This window comes from Vibrio frigidus (assembly GCF_042465995.1).
GTDB lineage: Bacteria > Pseudomonadota > Gammaproteobacteria > Enterobacterales > Vibrionaceae > Vibrio.
This window is the reverse complement of sequence record NZ_JBCDMC010000003.1, coordinates 157016-172124: the sequence shown is the minus strand read 5'-3', so window position 1 is coordinate 172124 and position 15109 is coordinate 157016. Positions and strand designations below refer to the sequence as shown.

General features: G+C 41.0%; 16 protein-coding genes. 8 read left to right on the top strand and 8 right to left on the bottom strand.

The features are described 5' to 3' along the window. Window positions 1-18 precede the first annotated feature (18 nt). The 5 genes from ffh to rplS all read left to right on the top strand — a co-directional run bounded on the left by ffh (window position 19) and on the right by rplS (window position 3670). Entirely contained in the window at window positions 19-1413 is a 1395-nt protein-coding gene (gene ffh / locus AACW90_RS06455) for a signal recognition particle protein (protein ID WP_195704273.1), read from the top strand. Between the two features lie 257 nt (window positions 1414-1670). Continuing rightward, window positions 1671-1919 (top strand): 30S ribosomal protein S16, encoded by a 249-nt coding sequence (gene rpsP, locus AACW90_RS06450; RefSeq protein WP_195704272.1) that lies wholly within the window; start codon window positions 1671-1673, stop codon window positions 1917-1919. Between the two features lie 18 nt (window positions 1920-1937). Further along, window positions 1938-2492: a ribosome maturation factor RimM gene (rimM, locus tag AACW90_RS06445; protein WP_390232888.1), complete on the top strand. Its 555-nt coding sequence runs from the start codon at window positions 1938-1940 to the stop codon at window positions 2490-2492. 27 nt (window positions 2493-2519) lie between these two features. Continuing rightward, on the top strand, window positions 2520-3260 hold the full coding sequence (trmD, locus tag AACW90_RS06440; RefSeq protein WP_275134751.1) for a tRNA (guanosine(37)-N1)-methyltransferase TrmD: 741 nt from the start codon (window positions 2520-2522) through the stop codon (window positions 3258-3260). Window positions 3261-3316: 56 nt separating this feature from the next. Continuing rightward, entirely contained in the window at window positions 3317-3670 is a 354-nt protein-coding gene (gene rplS / locus AACW90_RS06435) for a 50S ribosomal protein L19 (protein ID WP_195704269.1), read from the top strand. Between the two features lie 119 nt (window positions 3671-3789). On the opposite strand, the gene yacG is transcribed toward rplS, so the two are convergent. From yacG to nadC, 8 genes are all read right to left on the bottom strand, one after another. Further along, a complete protein-coding gene (gene yacG, locus AACW90_RS06430; protein ID WP_390232886.1) occupies window positions 3790-3987 on the bottom strand; it encodes a DNA gyrase inhibitor YacG in 198 nt (65 codons plus the stop codon). A gap of 24 nt (window positions 3988-4011) precedes the next feature. Then, window positions 4012-4752, bottom strand: a complete 741-nt coding sequence (gene zapD, locus AACW90_RS06425; protein WP_275134750.1) for a cell division protein ZapD — start codon at window positions 4750-4752, stop codon at window positions 4012-4014. Between the two features lie 38 nt (window positions 4753-4790). Then, the gene (gene coaE / locus AACW90_RS06420) at window positions 4791-5393 is read right to left on the bottom strand and encodes a dephospho-CoA kinase (RefSeq protein WP_390232415.1); all 603 of its coding nucleotides are present in this window, start codon (window positions 5391-5393) and stop codon (window positions 4791-4793) included. A 1-nt stretch (window position 5394) separates the two neighbouring features. Continuing rightward, window positions 5395-6264 (bottom strand): prepilin peptidase, encoded by an 870-nt coding sequence (locus tag AACW90_RS06415; protein WP_390232412.1) that lies wholly within the window; start codon window positions 6262-6264, stop codon window positions 5395-5397. A gap of 36 nt (window positions 6265-6300) precedes the next feature. After that, the gene (locus AACW90_RS06410) at window positions 6301-7524 is read right to left on the bottom strand and encodes a type II secretion system F family protein (RefSeq protein ID WP_390232409.1); all 1224 of its coding nucleotides are present in this window, start codon (window positions 7522-7524) and stop codon (window positions 6301-6303) included. 36 nt (window positions 7525-7560) lie between these two features. Then, window positions 7561-8808, bottom strand: coding sequence for a GspE/PulE family protein (locus AACW90_RS06405; protein WP_390232406.1), 1248 nt, complete (start codon window positions 8806-8808; stop codon window positions 7561-7563). A gap of 57 nt (window positions 8809-8865) precedes the next feature. After that, window positions 8866-9372, bottom strand: coding sequence for a pilin (locus tag AACW90_RS06400; protein WP_390232403.1), 507 nt, complete (start codon window positions 9370-9372; stop codon window positions 8866-8868). 331 nt (window positions 9373-9703) lie between these two features. Beyond that, entirely contained in the window at window positions 9704-10591 is an 888-nt protein-coding gene (gene nadC / locus AACW90_RS06395) for a carboxylating nicotinate-nucleotide diphosphorylase (RefSeq protein ID WP_390232400.1), read from the bottom strand. A 186-nt stretch (window positions 10592-10777) separates the two neighbouring features. On the opposite strand from nadC, the gene ampD reads away from it, so the two are divergent. The 3 genes from ampD to aceE all read left to right on the top strand — a co-directional run bounded on the left by ampD (window position 10778) and on the right by aceE (window position 15096). Then, window positions 10778-11329 (top strand): 1,6-anhydro-N-acetylmuramyl-L-alanine amidase AmpD, encoded by a 552-nt coding sequence (ampD, locus tag AACW90_RS06390; RefSeq protein WP_390232397.1) that lies wholly within the window; start codon window positions 10778-10780, stop codon window positions 11327-11329. Window positions 11330-11613: 284 nt separating this feature from the next. After that, window positions 11614-12381, top strand: coding sequence for a pyruvate dehydrogenase complex transcriptional repressor PdhR (gene pdhR / locus AACW90_RS06385; RefSeq protein WP_390232393.1), 768 nt, complete (start codon window positions 11614-11616; stop codon window positions 12379-12381). Window positions 12382-12432: 51 nt separating this feature from the next. After that, entirely contained in the window at window positions 12433-15096 is a 2664-nt protein-coding gene (aceE, locus tag AACW90_RS06380; RefSeq protein ID WP_390232390.1) for a pyruvate dehydrogenase (acetyl-transferring), homodimeric type, read from the top strand. Window positions 15097-15109: the final 13 nt, after the last annotated feature.

The window sequence follows — 15109 nt, the reverse complement described above, 5'->3', positions numbered from 1 at the left end:
CCAGCTAAAGAGACAGACATGTTTGAGAATTTAACGGATAGACTATCCAGTACACTTAAAAATATTAGCGGCAAAGGTCGCCTAACAGAAGACAATATAAAAGAGACATTACGTGAAGTGCGTATGGCCCTTTTAGAAGCTGATGTCGCACTTCCTGTTATACGTGAGTTTATTAAACGCGTAAAAGAAAGTGCCGTTGGTGTAGAGGTATCTAAGTCATTAACCCCCGGCCAAGAATTTATAAAAATAGTTCAAACAGAGCTAGAAGGGGTAATGGGTGAATCTAACGAAGAGCTCAACCTAGCCGCGCAACCGCCAGCCATAATTTTGATGGCAGGTTTGCAAGGTGCAGGTAAAACAACCAGTGTTGCTAAACTCTCTAAACACTTAAAAGACGTTAACAAGAAAAAAGTGTTGGTTGTTTCTGCCGATGTTTACCGCCCTGCGGCGATTAAACAATTGGAAACGCTTGCGTCTGATGTGGGAGTGGATTTTTTCCCCTCTTCTGCTGATCAAAAGCCGATTGATATTGCGAATGCTGCTGTTGACCATGCTAAGAAGAAATTCTATGACGTTCTTTTGGTTGATACCGCAGGCCGTCTAGCTATCGATGAACAAATGATGGGAGAGATTAAAGACCTTCACGCCGCGATAGAACCAGTAGAAACGCTGTTTGTTGTCGATGCAATGACGGGGCAAGATGCCGCTAACACAGCAAAAGCCTTTGGTGATGCTTTACCTCTGACAGGTGTTATCCTGACAAAAGTAGATGGTGACGCGCGTGGTGGTGCTGCACTGTCCGTTCGTTATATTACTGGCAAACCGATTAAGTTCTTAGGTGTGGGCGAAAAAACCGACGCACTTGAACCCTTCCATCCAGATCGCGTTGCGTCACGTATTCTTGGTATGGGTGACGTTCTATCTTTGATTGAAGATTTAGAACGTAATGTCGATAAAGACAAAGCCGCCAAAATGGCGAAGAAGTTCAAAGAGAAGAAAGGTTTTGATCTTGAAGACTTCCGCGAGCAACTTGGACAGATGCAGAACATGGGCGGCATGATGGGAATGATGGATAAACTTCCTGGCATGAGTAACCTACCTGCTAATGTTAAAGATAAAGTTGATGACAAAATGTTCAATCAGATGGAAGCAATGATTAGCTCCATGACAATGAAAGAACGTTTACGTCCTGAATTAATCAAAGGTTCACGTAAAAAGCGTATTGCTGCAGGTTCTGGCGTACAAGTGCAAGATGTGAATCGTATGCTAAAGCAGTTTACTCAAATGCAGAAGATGATGAAAAAAATGCAGAAGGGTGGCATGAAAGGAATGATGCGAAATATGCAAGGAATGATGGGCGGCATGGGTGGTGCAGGTGGCATGGGCGGAATGGGTGGACCATTCGGCCGATAACACTCAAACATAAACATATGGCGCAAGCTATGCGCCATATAGCTTTGACTAATATTTTCTTACTGCTTTAGCTGCTTGATTTCCCTACCAAAATATAAACATCTCCGAAACCGTTTCTAGATCACAAAAAGCCTTGCAAAAACCCCAAATAAGAGTAAAATTCCGGGGCTTTAAATTGGCACGAGACCCCAGGTTGTTAAATTAAAAATTACGGCTTTTGGGGTTATTTTTATTATTGAGAAAGCAAAGAGGACGATATGGTTACCATTCGTTTGGCACGTCACGGCGCAAAGAAGCGTCCATTTTACCAAATCGTAGTAGCAGATAGCCGCAACGCAGCTACTGGCCGCTACATTGAGAACGTTGGTTTCTTTAACCCAACAGCTCAAGGTCAAGAAGAAGGTTTACGTATTAACCTAGACCGCGTTAACCATTGGGTTAGCGAAGGTGCTTCACTATCTGACCGTGTTACTAAACTAGTGAAAGACGTTCAAAAAGCGGCTTAATTGGTAGGTAACAAAGCAATGTCGGTTAAAGGAAATGAAGTAATGAACGAGCAAGCTGAAAGAATCGTAGTTGGCAAATTTGGTGCGACTTACGGTATCAAAGGTTGGCTTAAAGTTATTTCCTATACAGACGATGCTGAAAGCATTTTTGACTATAGCCCTTGGTATATAAACCAAAAAGGCAAATGGGTTGAATACAAAGTTGAAAGTTGGAAGCGCCATAACAAAGGTATGGTTGCTAAAATTGAAGGATTAGAGATCCGCGAGGACGCTCATCTTCTAACTAACTTTGAAATTGTGATTAATCCAGAGTCATTACCAGAACTGTCAGAAGATGAATTTTACTGGCGTGAATTGTTTGGTATGCAAGTATTAACAACGAAGGGATATGACCTCGGTACTGTCTCCGATATGTTAGAAACTGGTGCAAATGATGTTTTGGTAGTGAAAGCAAATTTGAAAGATGCTTTTGGCCAAAAGGAACGATTAATTCCGTTTCTTGAAGAGCAAGTGATTAAAAGTATTGATCGCGATGCTCGACGGATCGAAGTTGACTGGGATCCTGCGTTTTAAACTCCACAGTAGAGCGAGAGAACAGATATGTGGGTTGGCATAATTAGCCTATTTCCTGATATGTTCCGTTCAATTACTGAATTTGGGGTTACAGGTCAAGCGGTTAAAAAAGGTCTTTTGTCAGTTGAGATATGGAATCCTAGAGATTTTACTCACGACAAACATCGAACAGTCGATGATAGACCTTACGGTGGTGGTCCTGGTATGTTGATGATGGTGCAGCCTTTGCGCGAAGCCATACAAACGGCCAAGAAATCAGCACCGGGAAAGACGAAAGTTATCTATCTTTCTCCTCAAGGTCGAAAGCTCGACCAAAGTGGAGTTGAAGAGCTTGCTACGAACGAGAATATGATTCTTATTTGTGGACGCTATGAAGGGATAGATGAGCGCATCATACAATCTGAAGTTGATGAAGAATGGTCAATTGGGGATTTTGTGATGACAGGTGGTGAACTACCAGCCATGACGTTGATTGATTCAGTATCGAGGTTTATACCCGGTGTACTTGGTGATTTTGCGTCAGCGGAAGAAGATTCTTTCGCAAATGGTTTGCTAGATTGTCCGCACTATACACGTCCTGATGATTTAGATGGAATAGAGGTACCATTGGTACTGAAATCTGGAAATCATAAGGATATTCGTCGCTGGCGATTGAAACAATCGTTAGGCCGTACTTGGCTAAGAAGACCAGAGCTCTTGGAAAACCTAGCTCTGACTGACGAACAGGAACAATTGCTAACTGATTTTATAAAAGACTATCGGTCTTAAAATACAGTTAAGTAACCTATTTTATTTAGTATCAGTTTATTCTAGGAATTTTAAAAATGAGTAACATCATCAAGGCTCTTGAAGAAGAGCAAATGAAACAAGACCTTCCAAAGTTCAGCCCAGGTGACACTGTTGTTGTTCAGGTTAAGGTAAAAGAAGGCGATCGCGAACGTCTACAGGCCTTTGAAGGCGTTGTAATCGGTATTCGTAATCGTGGCCTACATTCAGCATTTACTGTTCGTAAGATCTCGAACGGTGAAGGTGTTGAGCGTTCGTTCCAAACTCACTCTCCTATGGTTGATAGCATTGAAGTTAAACGCCGTGGTGCAGTACGTCGTGCCAAGTTGTACTACCTACGTGAGCGTTCTGGTAAGTCAGCTCGTATTAAAGAGAAGCTTGCTAAGAAGTAATGCTAACCAGCATTCTCAAATAGAAAACGGGTTCCATATGGAACCCGTTTTTTTATACGAGAAAGAAAATTGTCAAATATAGTACTTCTATCCTATTAAATAACGATGTAAGCCGTCTATTAATAAGGATCTTCTGACCAACCATCTGAATCTGACATGTCGGGAGCGCCTGCGATCGTGTTTTTCTCATCAGCCCATTCCCCAAAATCTATCATCTGGCATTGTTTACTGCAGAAAGGACGATATTGGTTCTCTGTACTCCAAACCACCTCCTTTTTACATTGAGGGCAAGAAACGATAGTTGGTTTAGGTTTAATTGGTGTAGACACGAAATGTATTCCTTAATTGCAAATAGCAAGATCGAATTCGACATCTTGGCTATAGGCTTGTCCATTATCAAAGGACATAAATTTTATCGCAAATCGATTTTTGTGTCCCGAAATCATCGGGAAAACACCATCAGCTAACGGTATATTCAACCGTAAGATATTTGCCTCTTCTGCATCACTTTGATAAAAGCCGTTACGGGCTATTTGTGGATTAAAATAGCCGGTTTCTCGACAGAGTTTTAACCATAGATTAAGTGATTTCGACAAGGGCGCCAACGTGTCCATCCATCCTTGAGCATTTCTTTGTCTTTGCTCGATAGGAAGGTGATTCCAATAATGCAAAGCTGGTAGGTCAAAACAACATGTTCCACCTGGTAAGTTAAATCGTTGACGTATAGAGCTTAAAAATCGGTCTTCTTTCAATGTGCGACCAAAGCGTTCTGCCGCCATAAGATATTTATGAGTTGTGTCTATCTCTTCCAATACAGAAAGTAGTTTCTCTTGGTCAACACCATCAACGTTTAGCCAGTGCTTATAATTAAGGCGCTGCTTTTCTAAATCTTTGGCCAATTCAGCTTTTAATTGGATCTGTTCAAATATCTCAAGTAAATCAAAAATTGAACGGAAAAATTGATGATACTGTAGATTATCGACAAAGCTTGCGGAGTGGTGCATCTGTCTCATGAGTGCTTCTACTCTAAGATAGATACGGGTTTTTTCATTTAATGGGTGTTCAAATTTGTGTTTTGTCATTCCGCGACCTTACCGTCTCCTTTGGTTTACTTCTTTGATCATGCTCGACTTAGCGACATATAGTGCTGATGAAGCTTCGAAACTTGAGGTAAAAGATCAATGTTTTCATTGTCATTTTGAATAATATCGTCTGCAAATTTTAGCTTTTCAGCTCGACTTGCCTGAGCTGAAAGTATCGATTCTACTTGGGCTTTTGAAACGTTATCTCGTTCCATTGTCCGCATTATTTGCACTTCAGTACTGACATCAACAACTAAGATTCGATCTGTCATTGATTGTAGTTGATTTTCAACCAATAAGGGAACTACTAATAGTGCATAAGGTGTTGTTATCTTATCGAGATCTTGTTTCATCTTGTCGCGAATCATAGGATGCAGCAAGTTATTAAGCCAAGTCTTCTCATTCTGGTCTGCAAATACTCGAGATCTTAGTGCTGTTCTATTGAGTTCACCATTTGGATTTAGTATATCTTTTCCAAAGCGTTCAGTAATTTCGGCTAAACCAATAGTGCCAGGTCCAACAACTTCTCTTGCAACGACGTCGGCATCAACAATACCGATGTTGAAATGGTGTTGAAATAGATTGGCAACCGTCGTTTTACCGCTAGAAATGCCTCCAGTTAATCCAATTATATATGGCATGTTAAATACCTAATATAGAAGAATAGTACCAGACCATGATTTGATTTCCCCATAGTAAACTTATCCATCCAGCAATAGCAAGATACGGACCAAAGGGAAACTGTCTATCGATTCCTTTTTTTTGCAAGCGTAATTGAATGAGTCCGAATATTAGTCCTACAAAAGAAGACAATAACACAATCATAGGTAGGTGTTGCCAACCTAGCCAAGCGCCAAGTGCTGCAAGGAGTTTAAAGTCACCATATCCCATGCCTTCTTTACCTGTGACTAATTTAAATATCCAATACACGCTCCAAAGACAAAGGTAGCCAGCAATGGCTCCAATTACGGCATCTTGCAAAGAGACCGGGCTCCACCCAATCAAAGCAAGGAAGAGACCAAACCAAGTTAATGGTAAGGTGATGCTATCGGGAAGAAGCATGGTATCGAGATCGATAAACGTTGCTGAGATTAGAGCGAACGAAAAGAAGAGAAGCGCCACAGAGTAGTAACTTAGCTCAAAATAGTAAGCAATTGTGCAACTCATTATTGCCGTTAATAACTCGACCAAAGGATAACGAATACTGATAGGTTCTTTGCAATGATGGCATTTTCCTTTGAGTAATAACCAACTTATTATTGGAATGTTATCAATTATACGTAATGGTGTTTTGCATCTAGGGCAACTAGAACGAGGAATGCTTAAATTAAATTTCTTGTTATCTAATGGGATATTAAGCTCTGGGAATGTTTCCGCACAATCTTGTTTCCATTCGCGCTCCATCATGATTGGTACGCGGTGTATTACCACATTTAAAAAACTGCCGACAATGAGTCCTAATATTCCCGCGAAAACAGGGTAAAGCCAAGGGTAATACTCGAATAATTCCATTTATAGGCCTAGGTAGAAAGAGGTGCAATACGCATTCTATCCTAATACGTCCATCATGTTAAAGATAGGTAGGTAGATAGCGATGACTACTCCACCGACAACGACACCTAAAAACAGAATAAGTAAGGGTTCGATTAAGGTATTTAATTTATCTATGCTCTCATCTAGTTCTGTATCAAATGTATCCGCAACTTTATCTAGCATGCAATCAAGTGCTCCAGATTGTTCACCTACCATGACCATTTGAATCATTAAATCTGGAAAGCAGTGGGTTTTTGTCATGGCTACATAGATGGGGACACCAGTTGATACTTCATCGAATAGTTGATTAACGGCCGCTCTAAAGTGAAGGTTCGTTGTGAGATTTATGCTGTTACGAATGGCGCTGATGATGGGAACTCCAGAACGAACCGTTACCGCCAATGACCGACTAAATCGAGCAATGATAGATTTTACGATCAGAGGGCCAACAATAGGGATACTAAGCATTTTTTTGTCGATGAGCCGGTGAAAACGATAAGAGTAGACAATGAGAAACTTATAAAACGCAGTAAGTGCGATTAACCACGTTAACTGTTTGGCTGTATTAGTACTTAACCAGTGAGAGAGTGAAATGATTTTCTGAGTAAACCAAGGTAATTGAGCGCCAAAACTACGGAACATATATTCAAATTCTGGAATAACCTTTACTAACATTAAATAGGTGACAAAAAAGGCTAATAATAAGACAAAGATAGGATATATCATTGCTTTTACAAGCTTTGATTTTTGCTGCGTCGTTTTTTCTCTATAATGAGCAATTCTCTCGAAAGTTTGTGCTAACTGCCCGGAAAGCTCGGCGCTAGAAACCAAATGTATATAGGTATTATCAAATAGCGGACTGGCCTTTTTAAGGGCTTCGGAAAGTGGACATCCTTCTTCAATCGCGTTTTTAATTAAGGTTATAACAAACTGGCCACCTGATTTAGGGTGATTATTCGCAAGCAGTGATAATGATAAGGTTAAGGAAAGTCCAGAATTGAGTAGTGTGGCTAATTGTCGAGTGAATAGATTGATGTCTTTCGCTGTCATTCGCTGTTTTTTTAGTGAATAAAATGAAGTATTGATCTGTTTTATATCTCTTATATAAATATTCCTATTTGTCAGTATTGAAATGACTTCATATTTATCTCTTGCGAACATAGTGTCATTGATTTGCTTTCCAGCAATATTTCGGCCGGTCCAGCGGTAACGGTGTAGGGGGAGTTGAGTAGATGTCATTTTTTACCTTTGAATAGCTAGCTCAATAAGTGTGTACTAAAAGATTAAGGTTCGTTGCAATTCTTTGATACTCGTTATCCCTTCAATCAATTTATGTATCCCTGATTCAGATAGAGGAATAAAACCATTCTCTAACGCTATGTCGTTTATTTTAGAAGCGCTGCTTTGGCGTTCAATTGTTCTCATAAGGGTTTTGTCTATGTTTAGCAATTCGAATATGCCAATCAACCCTGAGTAACCGTTGAGACAGTTGGAGCATCCGCGCGGATTAGCTTTGTATATTTGTTGAGAACCTTGAGGGTTTAGCTTCCTATTTGCAGATGTCTCCAAGTCGAACTCTTTGCATGCGGGACATAGTGCACGTGTTAACCTCTGCGCCACGACTAATGATAAGCATGAGGCTAGGCTAAATTTATCTACCCCCATGTTAAGCAGTCGAGTAACCGCTTCGCTAGCTGAGTTGGTATGCAGTGTTGAAAGTACAAGGTGACCAGTTTGGGCCGCTTTAATTACAATCTCAGCGCTCTCGATGTCACGAATTTCTCCGACCATAATGATGTCGGGGTCTTGCCTTAGAAGAGCCTTTAAGGTGGAGGTGAAGTTCAGGTCGATTTTGTCGTTCATTTGTACTTGATTGATACCTAATAGGTTAATCTCGATCGGGTCTTCAGCCGTTGATATGTTCTTTTCTGATGTATTAAGGTAGGTGAGTGCGGTATATAGTGAAATGGTTTTACCACTTCCCGTAGGTCCGGTGATTAACACCAGCCCTTGAGGTTTACTAATTGCAGACACATAGAGGTCCATTTGTGTTTGGGATAAGCCTAGCGCTGTTATGTCTAATGGGACTGATTGCGTTTTGAGTAATCGAAGGACAATTTTTTCTCCCCATAATGTTGGCAATGTGGAGACACGGATATCAACGCTCTGTTTAGATGTTAAAGTGTGTTTCATCCGTCCGTCTTGTGGAAGTCTTTTCTCTGCAATATCTAAGTTGGCCATTACCTTTATTCTAGAAGACAGCCTATTTGCTAACTGGGGTGGGGGTGAATCTATCTCGACTAATACACCATCACATCGTAAGCGAATACGGTATTTATGTTCATAAGGCTCGAAATGAATATCTGAGGACCTTTTCTGTATTGCTTCTAACAAGATTTGGTTGATATAACGGCTAATAGGGTCATTTCTTTGAATCTCAGCACTGGTTGTGTTTAGTTCTTCATTAGAAAGAGGAACCAACTCCGATAGTTGGTCATTGCTGATATTTCGAATTATATCCATAATTTATCCTTATACGTTCATCTAACCGATATCAATACTCAGCCCATAGCCAATAAGTCAAAACACCGTGCCTGTTGAGCATTGTTTTGGCATAACTAATTTTTCAGCAACATCTGTAATGCATGTCCAACTTCCCGCGTTATCGCGATTAAGCGCGATTTTCTTCTTATTAAATTGAGTATCACTACCCATTGTTAGGATCAGTTGACCTGATAGAGGATCGCTGGTTGCTGATTTTGTTTCGATATCGCCTAGTGATGAAGCGGTTGCACCAAGATCTGAGGCTATTTGGCTTGAAGATAAAGTAGGGAACTCTCCACTTGTTGCTATGTAATCTTCTACATTAATCTTAAGTGCGGCTACGGTTGCCATTGCTGCACCTAATTGAGACTTCTTGATGTAATTTTGATATTGAGGGATGGCGATAGAGGACAACACACCAATGACAGCAACGACTATCATCAGCTCTATTAAAGTGAAGCCACTACTGCTTATGTTGCGATCGTCAGATAGAGTGAAACTACCGCTGCTATTGAAATTGGCGTGAGGATTAAAAAGCATCATATTCTCCTGCTGTGGGTCACAATGAAAAGCAAGAGTAGAATGAATGGGAGTAAACAGAAATGCTGCCGATCAGAGAACGCGTGTCGATTAATAAAAATTATTTTTTGTTACAGGTGTTGTTAAAAATGACCCGACAGGAAATGAATTAGACCATGCTTAAACTAATGCGATCTGGCTAGACGTGAACATTGGTTTATGGAGTAATACTTTGTGTATGAGATATAAATGTCTATAAGGTAAAAAGTATTTATAAGGTCAAAAAAAAGAGGCTAGGCCTCTTTTTTCGCATCATGTAGTTTGATTTCTATCTTTTAACGGTGCTTGAGCGTATTTATTTAAAACGCATTGAAAGGTCCATCGCTTTAAGGTGTTTGGTTAAAGCCCCCACAGAGATATAATCAACACCGGTTTCTGCGAATTCTCTAATGGTCGCTAATGTTACGTTTCCAGAGTTCTCTAAATCTGCTCTGCCAGCATTAATCTTCACCGCTTCTTTCATCATATCAGTAGTAAAATTATCTAACATAACGATATCAGCACCCGCTTCAATTGCTTCAATGAGCTCTTCAAGCGATTCTGTTTCTATTTCAACCGGTTTGCCAGGGTTAAGCGCCTTCGCTGCTGAAATAGCTTTATTAATACCACCGCAAGCAATGATGTGATTCTCTTTAATTAGATAGGCGTCGAATACTCCGATGCGATGATTAAAACCGCCACCGCAGGCAACCGCATATTTTAGCGCGCTGCGTAAACCTGGAATAGTTTTACGGGTGTCCAGTAGCTTGCAGTTTGTTCCGGTTAGCTGTTGAGCATATTTTGCGGTTATGGTTGCACAACCAGATAATGTCTGAATAAAGTTCATGGCGTTGCGTTCACCCGTCAACAATACTCTTGCGGGACCAGATAGCGTACACAAGGTTTGATTTGGTTCGACCTCGTCACCATCTTGCACATGCCAATCTATGCTTACCTTACTTCCGAGTTGTTTAAACACTTCATCAGCCCAAGCTTGCCCGCAAAAAACGCCGGATTCACGAGTAATAATGGTTGCGACGCTTTGTCGATCCGATGGAATGAGCATTGCGGTGATGTCTGCCGTAACATCCAATGTACCGCCTAAGTCTTCACGAAGTGTTTCTGAAACTGTACGTGTTATTTCTAAAGGAAGTTGCTTTTTTAAGTAATTAAGGCGAGCGTCGCTGTCGTGTGTGTTTTTCATGGCTGATCTGGCGAAAGTTGGTAGGGAGTAGAGAATGATACTCCGGCTTGTGAATTATTTCAGCAGGAAAACGAGCAATTTGTGTCTCTGATGTTAAAAACTTGCTTAGTAATGTCTACCAAGCCCTTGTTGTCATTCTGATAGTTGCGATAGAGTGTTAAAGATTAACCAGTTCAGGGATACAAAATGAGAATTACAACGGATGCTTGGTTGGAAGGTGTGAGGCATGTTCCCTCTCCTTATTGTGATACACGGCCTAGTGAGGCGAATGTGAGTTTGCTCGTTGTTCATAATATAAGCTTACCCCCAGGGCAATATGGTGGCGATGCAATTGAACAATTTTTTACAGGCAGACTTGTACCAAGTCAACATCCTTTTTTTGCCGTCATCCATCAAATGAAGGTCTCGGCTCACTGTTTAATTCGTAGAGATGGAGAAGTGGTGCAGTTTGTACCATTTAATATGAGAGCTTGGCATGCCGGAAAATCCAGTTTTTCAGGCGTAGAGCGATGCAATGATTATTCTATTGGTATCGAATTGGAAGGTACCGATTTTGATTCGTATACAGATCCGCAATATATATCTTTAGGACGCGTTACAACGCTATTGATGGAACGGTATCCGTTTATTACCACCGATCGAATTACTGGTCACCAATACATCGCGCCACTAAGAAAAACGGATCCAGGCTTGGTCTTTAATTGGCGTTATTTCCATAGTGTAATTAAGCGAGGCTAATCGTATTTTAGTCAGTGTCGCTGGGTGTTTTAAATAAAACTCAAAGAAACAATTCATTAACAACGGTGAGAATTATTATACGTAATGTAGCTACATCAAAAAATTAATGTATATCGATGGCAATGAAATGTTGCCCTTATGTTACACGTGGTATTTTTTATGATTTAAATCAATTTTCGCCTAGACATTAACGTTATTTTTATGTTAACTTTTGTCCACTTTAAAATTGGTAATACCAATTTACATGGTTCACAAGTTAGAATAATTGAGTAAAAAATAACGATATGGCTTATCAAAGGATACGTCAGCCTAAACTTTCCGATGTGATAGAGAAAGAAATAGAAAGGTTGATATTAGAAGGAACATTCTCACCAGGCCAGCAATTGCCGCCGGAGAGAGAACTAGCGACGCAATTTGATGTCTCGCGTCCTTCTATCCGTGAAGCTATTCAAAGACTAGAAGCGAGACGTCTTTTGACTCGTCGTCAAGGTGGTGGAACCTTCGTAAGCGAAAGCTTATGGAAAGGTTTTTCAGATCCGCTACTTGAACTTCTATCTACTCACAATGAAACCCAATTAGACTTGTTAGAATCTCGCCACGCATTAGAAGGAATATCAGCCTACTTTGCCGCTTTGCGTGGGACAGAAGAAGATTATATAAGAATTCGCAGTATCCAAGTGCGAATCCAAAAAGCGGAAGAAGAGAAAAATGTAGAGCAAGAAGCTGCCGAAGTAATGAAATCACTTATCGCAATCACTGACGCCGCCCATAATGTTGTGCTACTACATATTGTTCGAAGCTTAGCGCCTCTTCTTGAGCAAAACGTATTACAGAATTTAAAACTATTGAACCGCCGCAATGATGTGGCTGGAAAAGTAAGTAGACACAGAGCTAATATTGTTGATGCGATCGTTTCTGGACAGCCTGAACAGGCTCGTGAACTTTCCCATTCTCATTTAGCTTATATCGAGGAAACATTGTTGGATATCAATCGTGAAGAGAGTAGAAGGAAACGCTCTTTACGTAGAATCCAGCAGAGCGATAAGTCGTAAATGAATTATCGCATGTTCACTAGATCCAACTAATAAAAAGGATAGACCGCCATGTCTGAAGTCATTAATAATGACGTTGATGCACTGGAAACTCAAGAGTGGCTTGCTGCACTAGAGTCAGTAGTACGTGAAGAAGGTTTAGAGCGTGCACAGTTCTTACTAGAGACAGTTTTAGATAAAGCACGTCTTGATGGTGTAGATATGCCTACTGGTGTTACTACAAACTACATCAATACGATATCTCCCGATCAAGAACCCGCTTATCCAGGTGATACTACTTTAGAGCGTCGTATTCGTTCTATTATTCGCTGGAATGCAATTATGATTGTATTACGCGCCTCTAAGAAAGATTTAGAGTTGGGCGGCCATATGGCGTCTTTTCAATCTTCAGCTGCGTTCTATGAAACCTGTTTTAATCACTTCTTTCGCGCACCTAATGCCAAGGATGGTGGTGATCTAGTTTATTATCAAGGTCATATTTCTCCAGGTATATATTCTCGCGCATTCGTAGAAGGCCGATTGACGGCAGAGCAGCTTGATAATTTTCGTCAGGAAGTGGGTGGCAAGGGTATTCCTTCTTATCCGCACCCTAAATTAATGCCTGAATTCTGGCAGTTCCCAACTGTCTCTATGGGACTTGGCCCTATCTCTTCTATTTACCAAGCTCGATTCCTCAAGTATTTAGATGGACGTGGACTTAAAGATACATCTGAGCAACGTGTTTTTGCGTTCTTAGGTGATGGTGAAATGGATGAGCCTGAATCACGCGGCGCGATCTCATTTGCCGCTCGTGAAAAACTTGATAATTTATGCTTCCTTATCAACTGTAACCTACAGAGACTCGATGGTCCTGTAATGGGCAACGGTAAGATAATCCAAGAGCTAGAAGGCCTATTTAAAGGCGCGGGTTGGAACGTAGTTAAGGTTGTTTGGGGCAGCGGCTGGGATGCACTGCTTGCCAAGGATACATCAGGTAAGCTACTGCAGTTAATGAATGAAGTAGTTGATGGTGATTATCAAACATTTAAATCCAAAGATGGCGCGTATGTACGTGAGCATTTCTTTGGACGTTATCCTGAAACTGCAGCGCTTGTGTCTGATATGACAGATGCTGAGATCTTCGCCCTAAAACGTGGCGGTCATGATTCTTCGAAGCTTTATGCCGCGTACCAAAATGCAGCACAAACCAAAGACCGCCCAACGGTTATCCTTGCTAAAACAGTTAAAGGTTATGGCATGGGTGGAGCAGCTGAAGGTATGAACATCGCTCACCAAGTGAAGAAAATGGACATGACACATGTTCAACAACTTCGTGATCGTTTAGGCCTAAAAGATCTTGTTTCTGATGAAGAAATGAAGTCTCTGCCTTACTTAAAACTGGAAGAAGGGAGCGCTGAATTCGAATATCTACACGCTCGTCGTAAAGCGTTGCATGGTTATACACCTGTTCGTTTGCCTAACTTCACTCAGCCGTTAGAAATACCTCAACTGGATGAGTTTAAGCCACTACTTGAAGAACAAAAGCGTGACATCTCGTCAACAATGGCATTTGTGCGTACGCTTAATGTGTTATTGAAAAATAAAGGCATTGGTAAAAATATTGTTCCTATCGTTGCTGATGAAGCGCGTACTTTCGGTATGGAAGGTTTATTCCGACAAATTGGTATCTATAACCCACAAGGGCAAAACTATACACCTCAGGATCGAGATATTGTTTCTTATTATAAAGAAGCGACATCAGGTCAGGTACTTCAAGAAGGTATCAATGAGCTAGGTGCTATGTCTTCATGGGTGGCGGCTGCGACATCGTACAGCACCAATGATTTGCCAATGATCCCATTTTATATCTACTATTCTATGTTTGGTTTCCAACGTGTTGGAGATATGGCTTGGATGGCCGGTGACCAACAAGCACGTGGTTTCCTATTGGGAGCAACGGCGGGTCGTACAACATTGAATGGTGAAGGTCTTCAACATGAAGATGGTCATAGCCATATCATGGCAAGTACGGTACCAAATTGTATCTCTTATGATCCCACTTTCGCTTATGAAGTGGCTGTTATTGTACAAGATGGTATTCGTCGCATGTATGGTGACCAAGAGAACGTGTACTACTATTTGACACTTATGAATGAAAACTATGCGATGCCAGCGATGCCAGAAGGTGTTGAAGAAGGTATTCGTAAAGGTATCTATAAGCTCGAAACTCATGAAGGTAGTAAAGGCAAAGTTCAATTGCTGAGCTCTGGAACTATCATGAATGAAGTTCGCAAAGCAGCAGAAATTCTAAGTGAAGAGTATGGTGTTGCCTCTGATGTTTATTCTGTTACCTCGTTCAATGAAGTCACTCGTGATGGGCAAGAAGCGGATCGTTACAACATGCTTCATCCTGAAGCAGAAGCAAAAGTGCCTTATATCGTTGACGTAATGGGTTCTGAACCAGCTATTGCAGCAACGGATTATATGAAGAACTATGCGGAGCAAGTTCGCGCATTTATACCTGCCGAATCTTATAAAGTGCTTGGTACGGATGGCTTTGGTCGTTCAGACAGTCGCGAAAACCTGCGTCGTCACTTTGAAGTGAACGCTGGTTATGTCGTTGTCGCGGCTCTAAATGAACTGGCGCAACGTGGTGATGTTGAAAAATCTGTGGTAGCTGAAGCTATCAAGAGATTCGATATCGATGCTGATAAAACCAACCCGCTATATGCATAAGTAATAGGACAGA

What these genes read in the sequence shown, in the direction of transcription:
- ffh (WP_195704273.1), top strand. Translation starts at nt 19, where the DNA reads ATGTTTGAGAATTTAACGGATAGACTATCCAGTACACTTAAAAATATT.
- rpsP (WP_195704272.1), top strand. Translation starts at nt 1,671, where the DNA reads ATGGTTACCATTCGTTTGGCACGTCACGGCGCAAAGAAGCGTCCATTT.
- rimM (WP_390232888.1), top strand. Translation starts at nt 1,938, where the DNA reads ATGTCGGTTAAAGGAAATGAAGTAATGAACGAGCAAGCTGAAAGAATC.
- trmD (WP_275134751.1), top strand. Translation starts at nt 2,520, where the DNA reads ATGTGGGTTGGCATAATTAGCCTATTTCCTGATATGTTCCGTTCAATT.
- rplS (WP_195704269.1), top strand. Translation starts at nt 3,317, where the DNA reads ATGAGTAACATCATCAAGGCTCTTGAAGAAGAGCAAATGAAACAAGAC.
- zapD (WP_275134750.1), bottom strand. Translation starts at nt 4,752, where the DNA reads ATGACAAAACACAAATTTGAACACCCATTAAATGAAAAAACCCGTATC.
- coaE (WP_390232415.1), bottom strand. Translation starts at nt 5,393, where the DNA reads ATGCCATATATAATTGGATTAACTGGAGGCATTTCTAGCGGTAAAACG.
- AACW90_RS06415 (WP_390232412.1), bottom strand. Translation starts at nt 6,264, where the DNA reads ATGGAATTATTCGAGTATTACCCTTGGCTTTACCCTGTTTTCGCGGGA.
- AACW90_RS06410 (WP_390232409.1), bottom strand. Translation starts at nt 7,524, where the DNA reads ATGACATCTACTCAACTCCCCCTACACCGTTACCGCTGGACCGGCCGA.
- AACW90_RS06405 (WP_390232406.1), bottom strand. Translation starts at nt 8,808, where the DNA reads ATGGATATAATTCGAAATATCAGCAATGACCAACTATCGGAGTTGGTT.
- AACW90_RS06400 (WP_390232403.1), bottom strand. Translation starts at nt 9,372, where the DNA reads ATGATGCTTTTTAATCCTCACGCCAATTTCAATAGCAGCGGTAGTTTC.
- nadC (WP_390232400.1), bottom strand. Translation starts at nt 10,591, where the DNA reads ATGAAAAACACACACGACAGCGACGCTCGCCTTAATTACTTAAAAAAG.
- ampD (WP_390232397.1), top strand. Translation starts at nt 10,778, where the DNA reads ATGAGAATTACAACGGATGCTTGGTTGGAAGGTGTGAGGCATGTTCCC.
- pdhR (WP_390232393.1), top strand. Translation starts at nt 11,614, where the DNA reads ATGGCTTATCAAAGGATACGTCAGCCTAAACTTTCCGATGTGATAGAG.
- aceE (WP_390232390.1), top strand. Translation starts at nt 12,433, where the DNA reads ATGTCTGAAGTCATTAATAATGACGTTGATGCACTGGAAACTCAAGAG.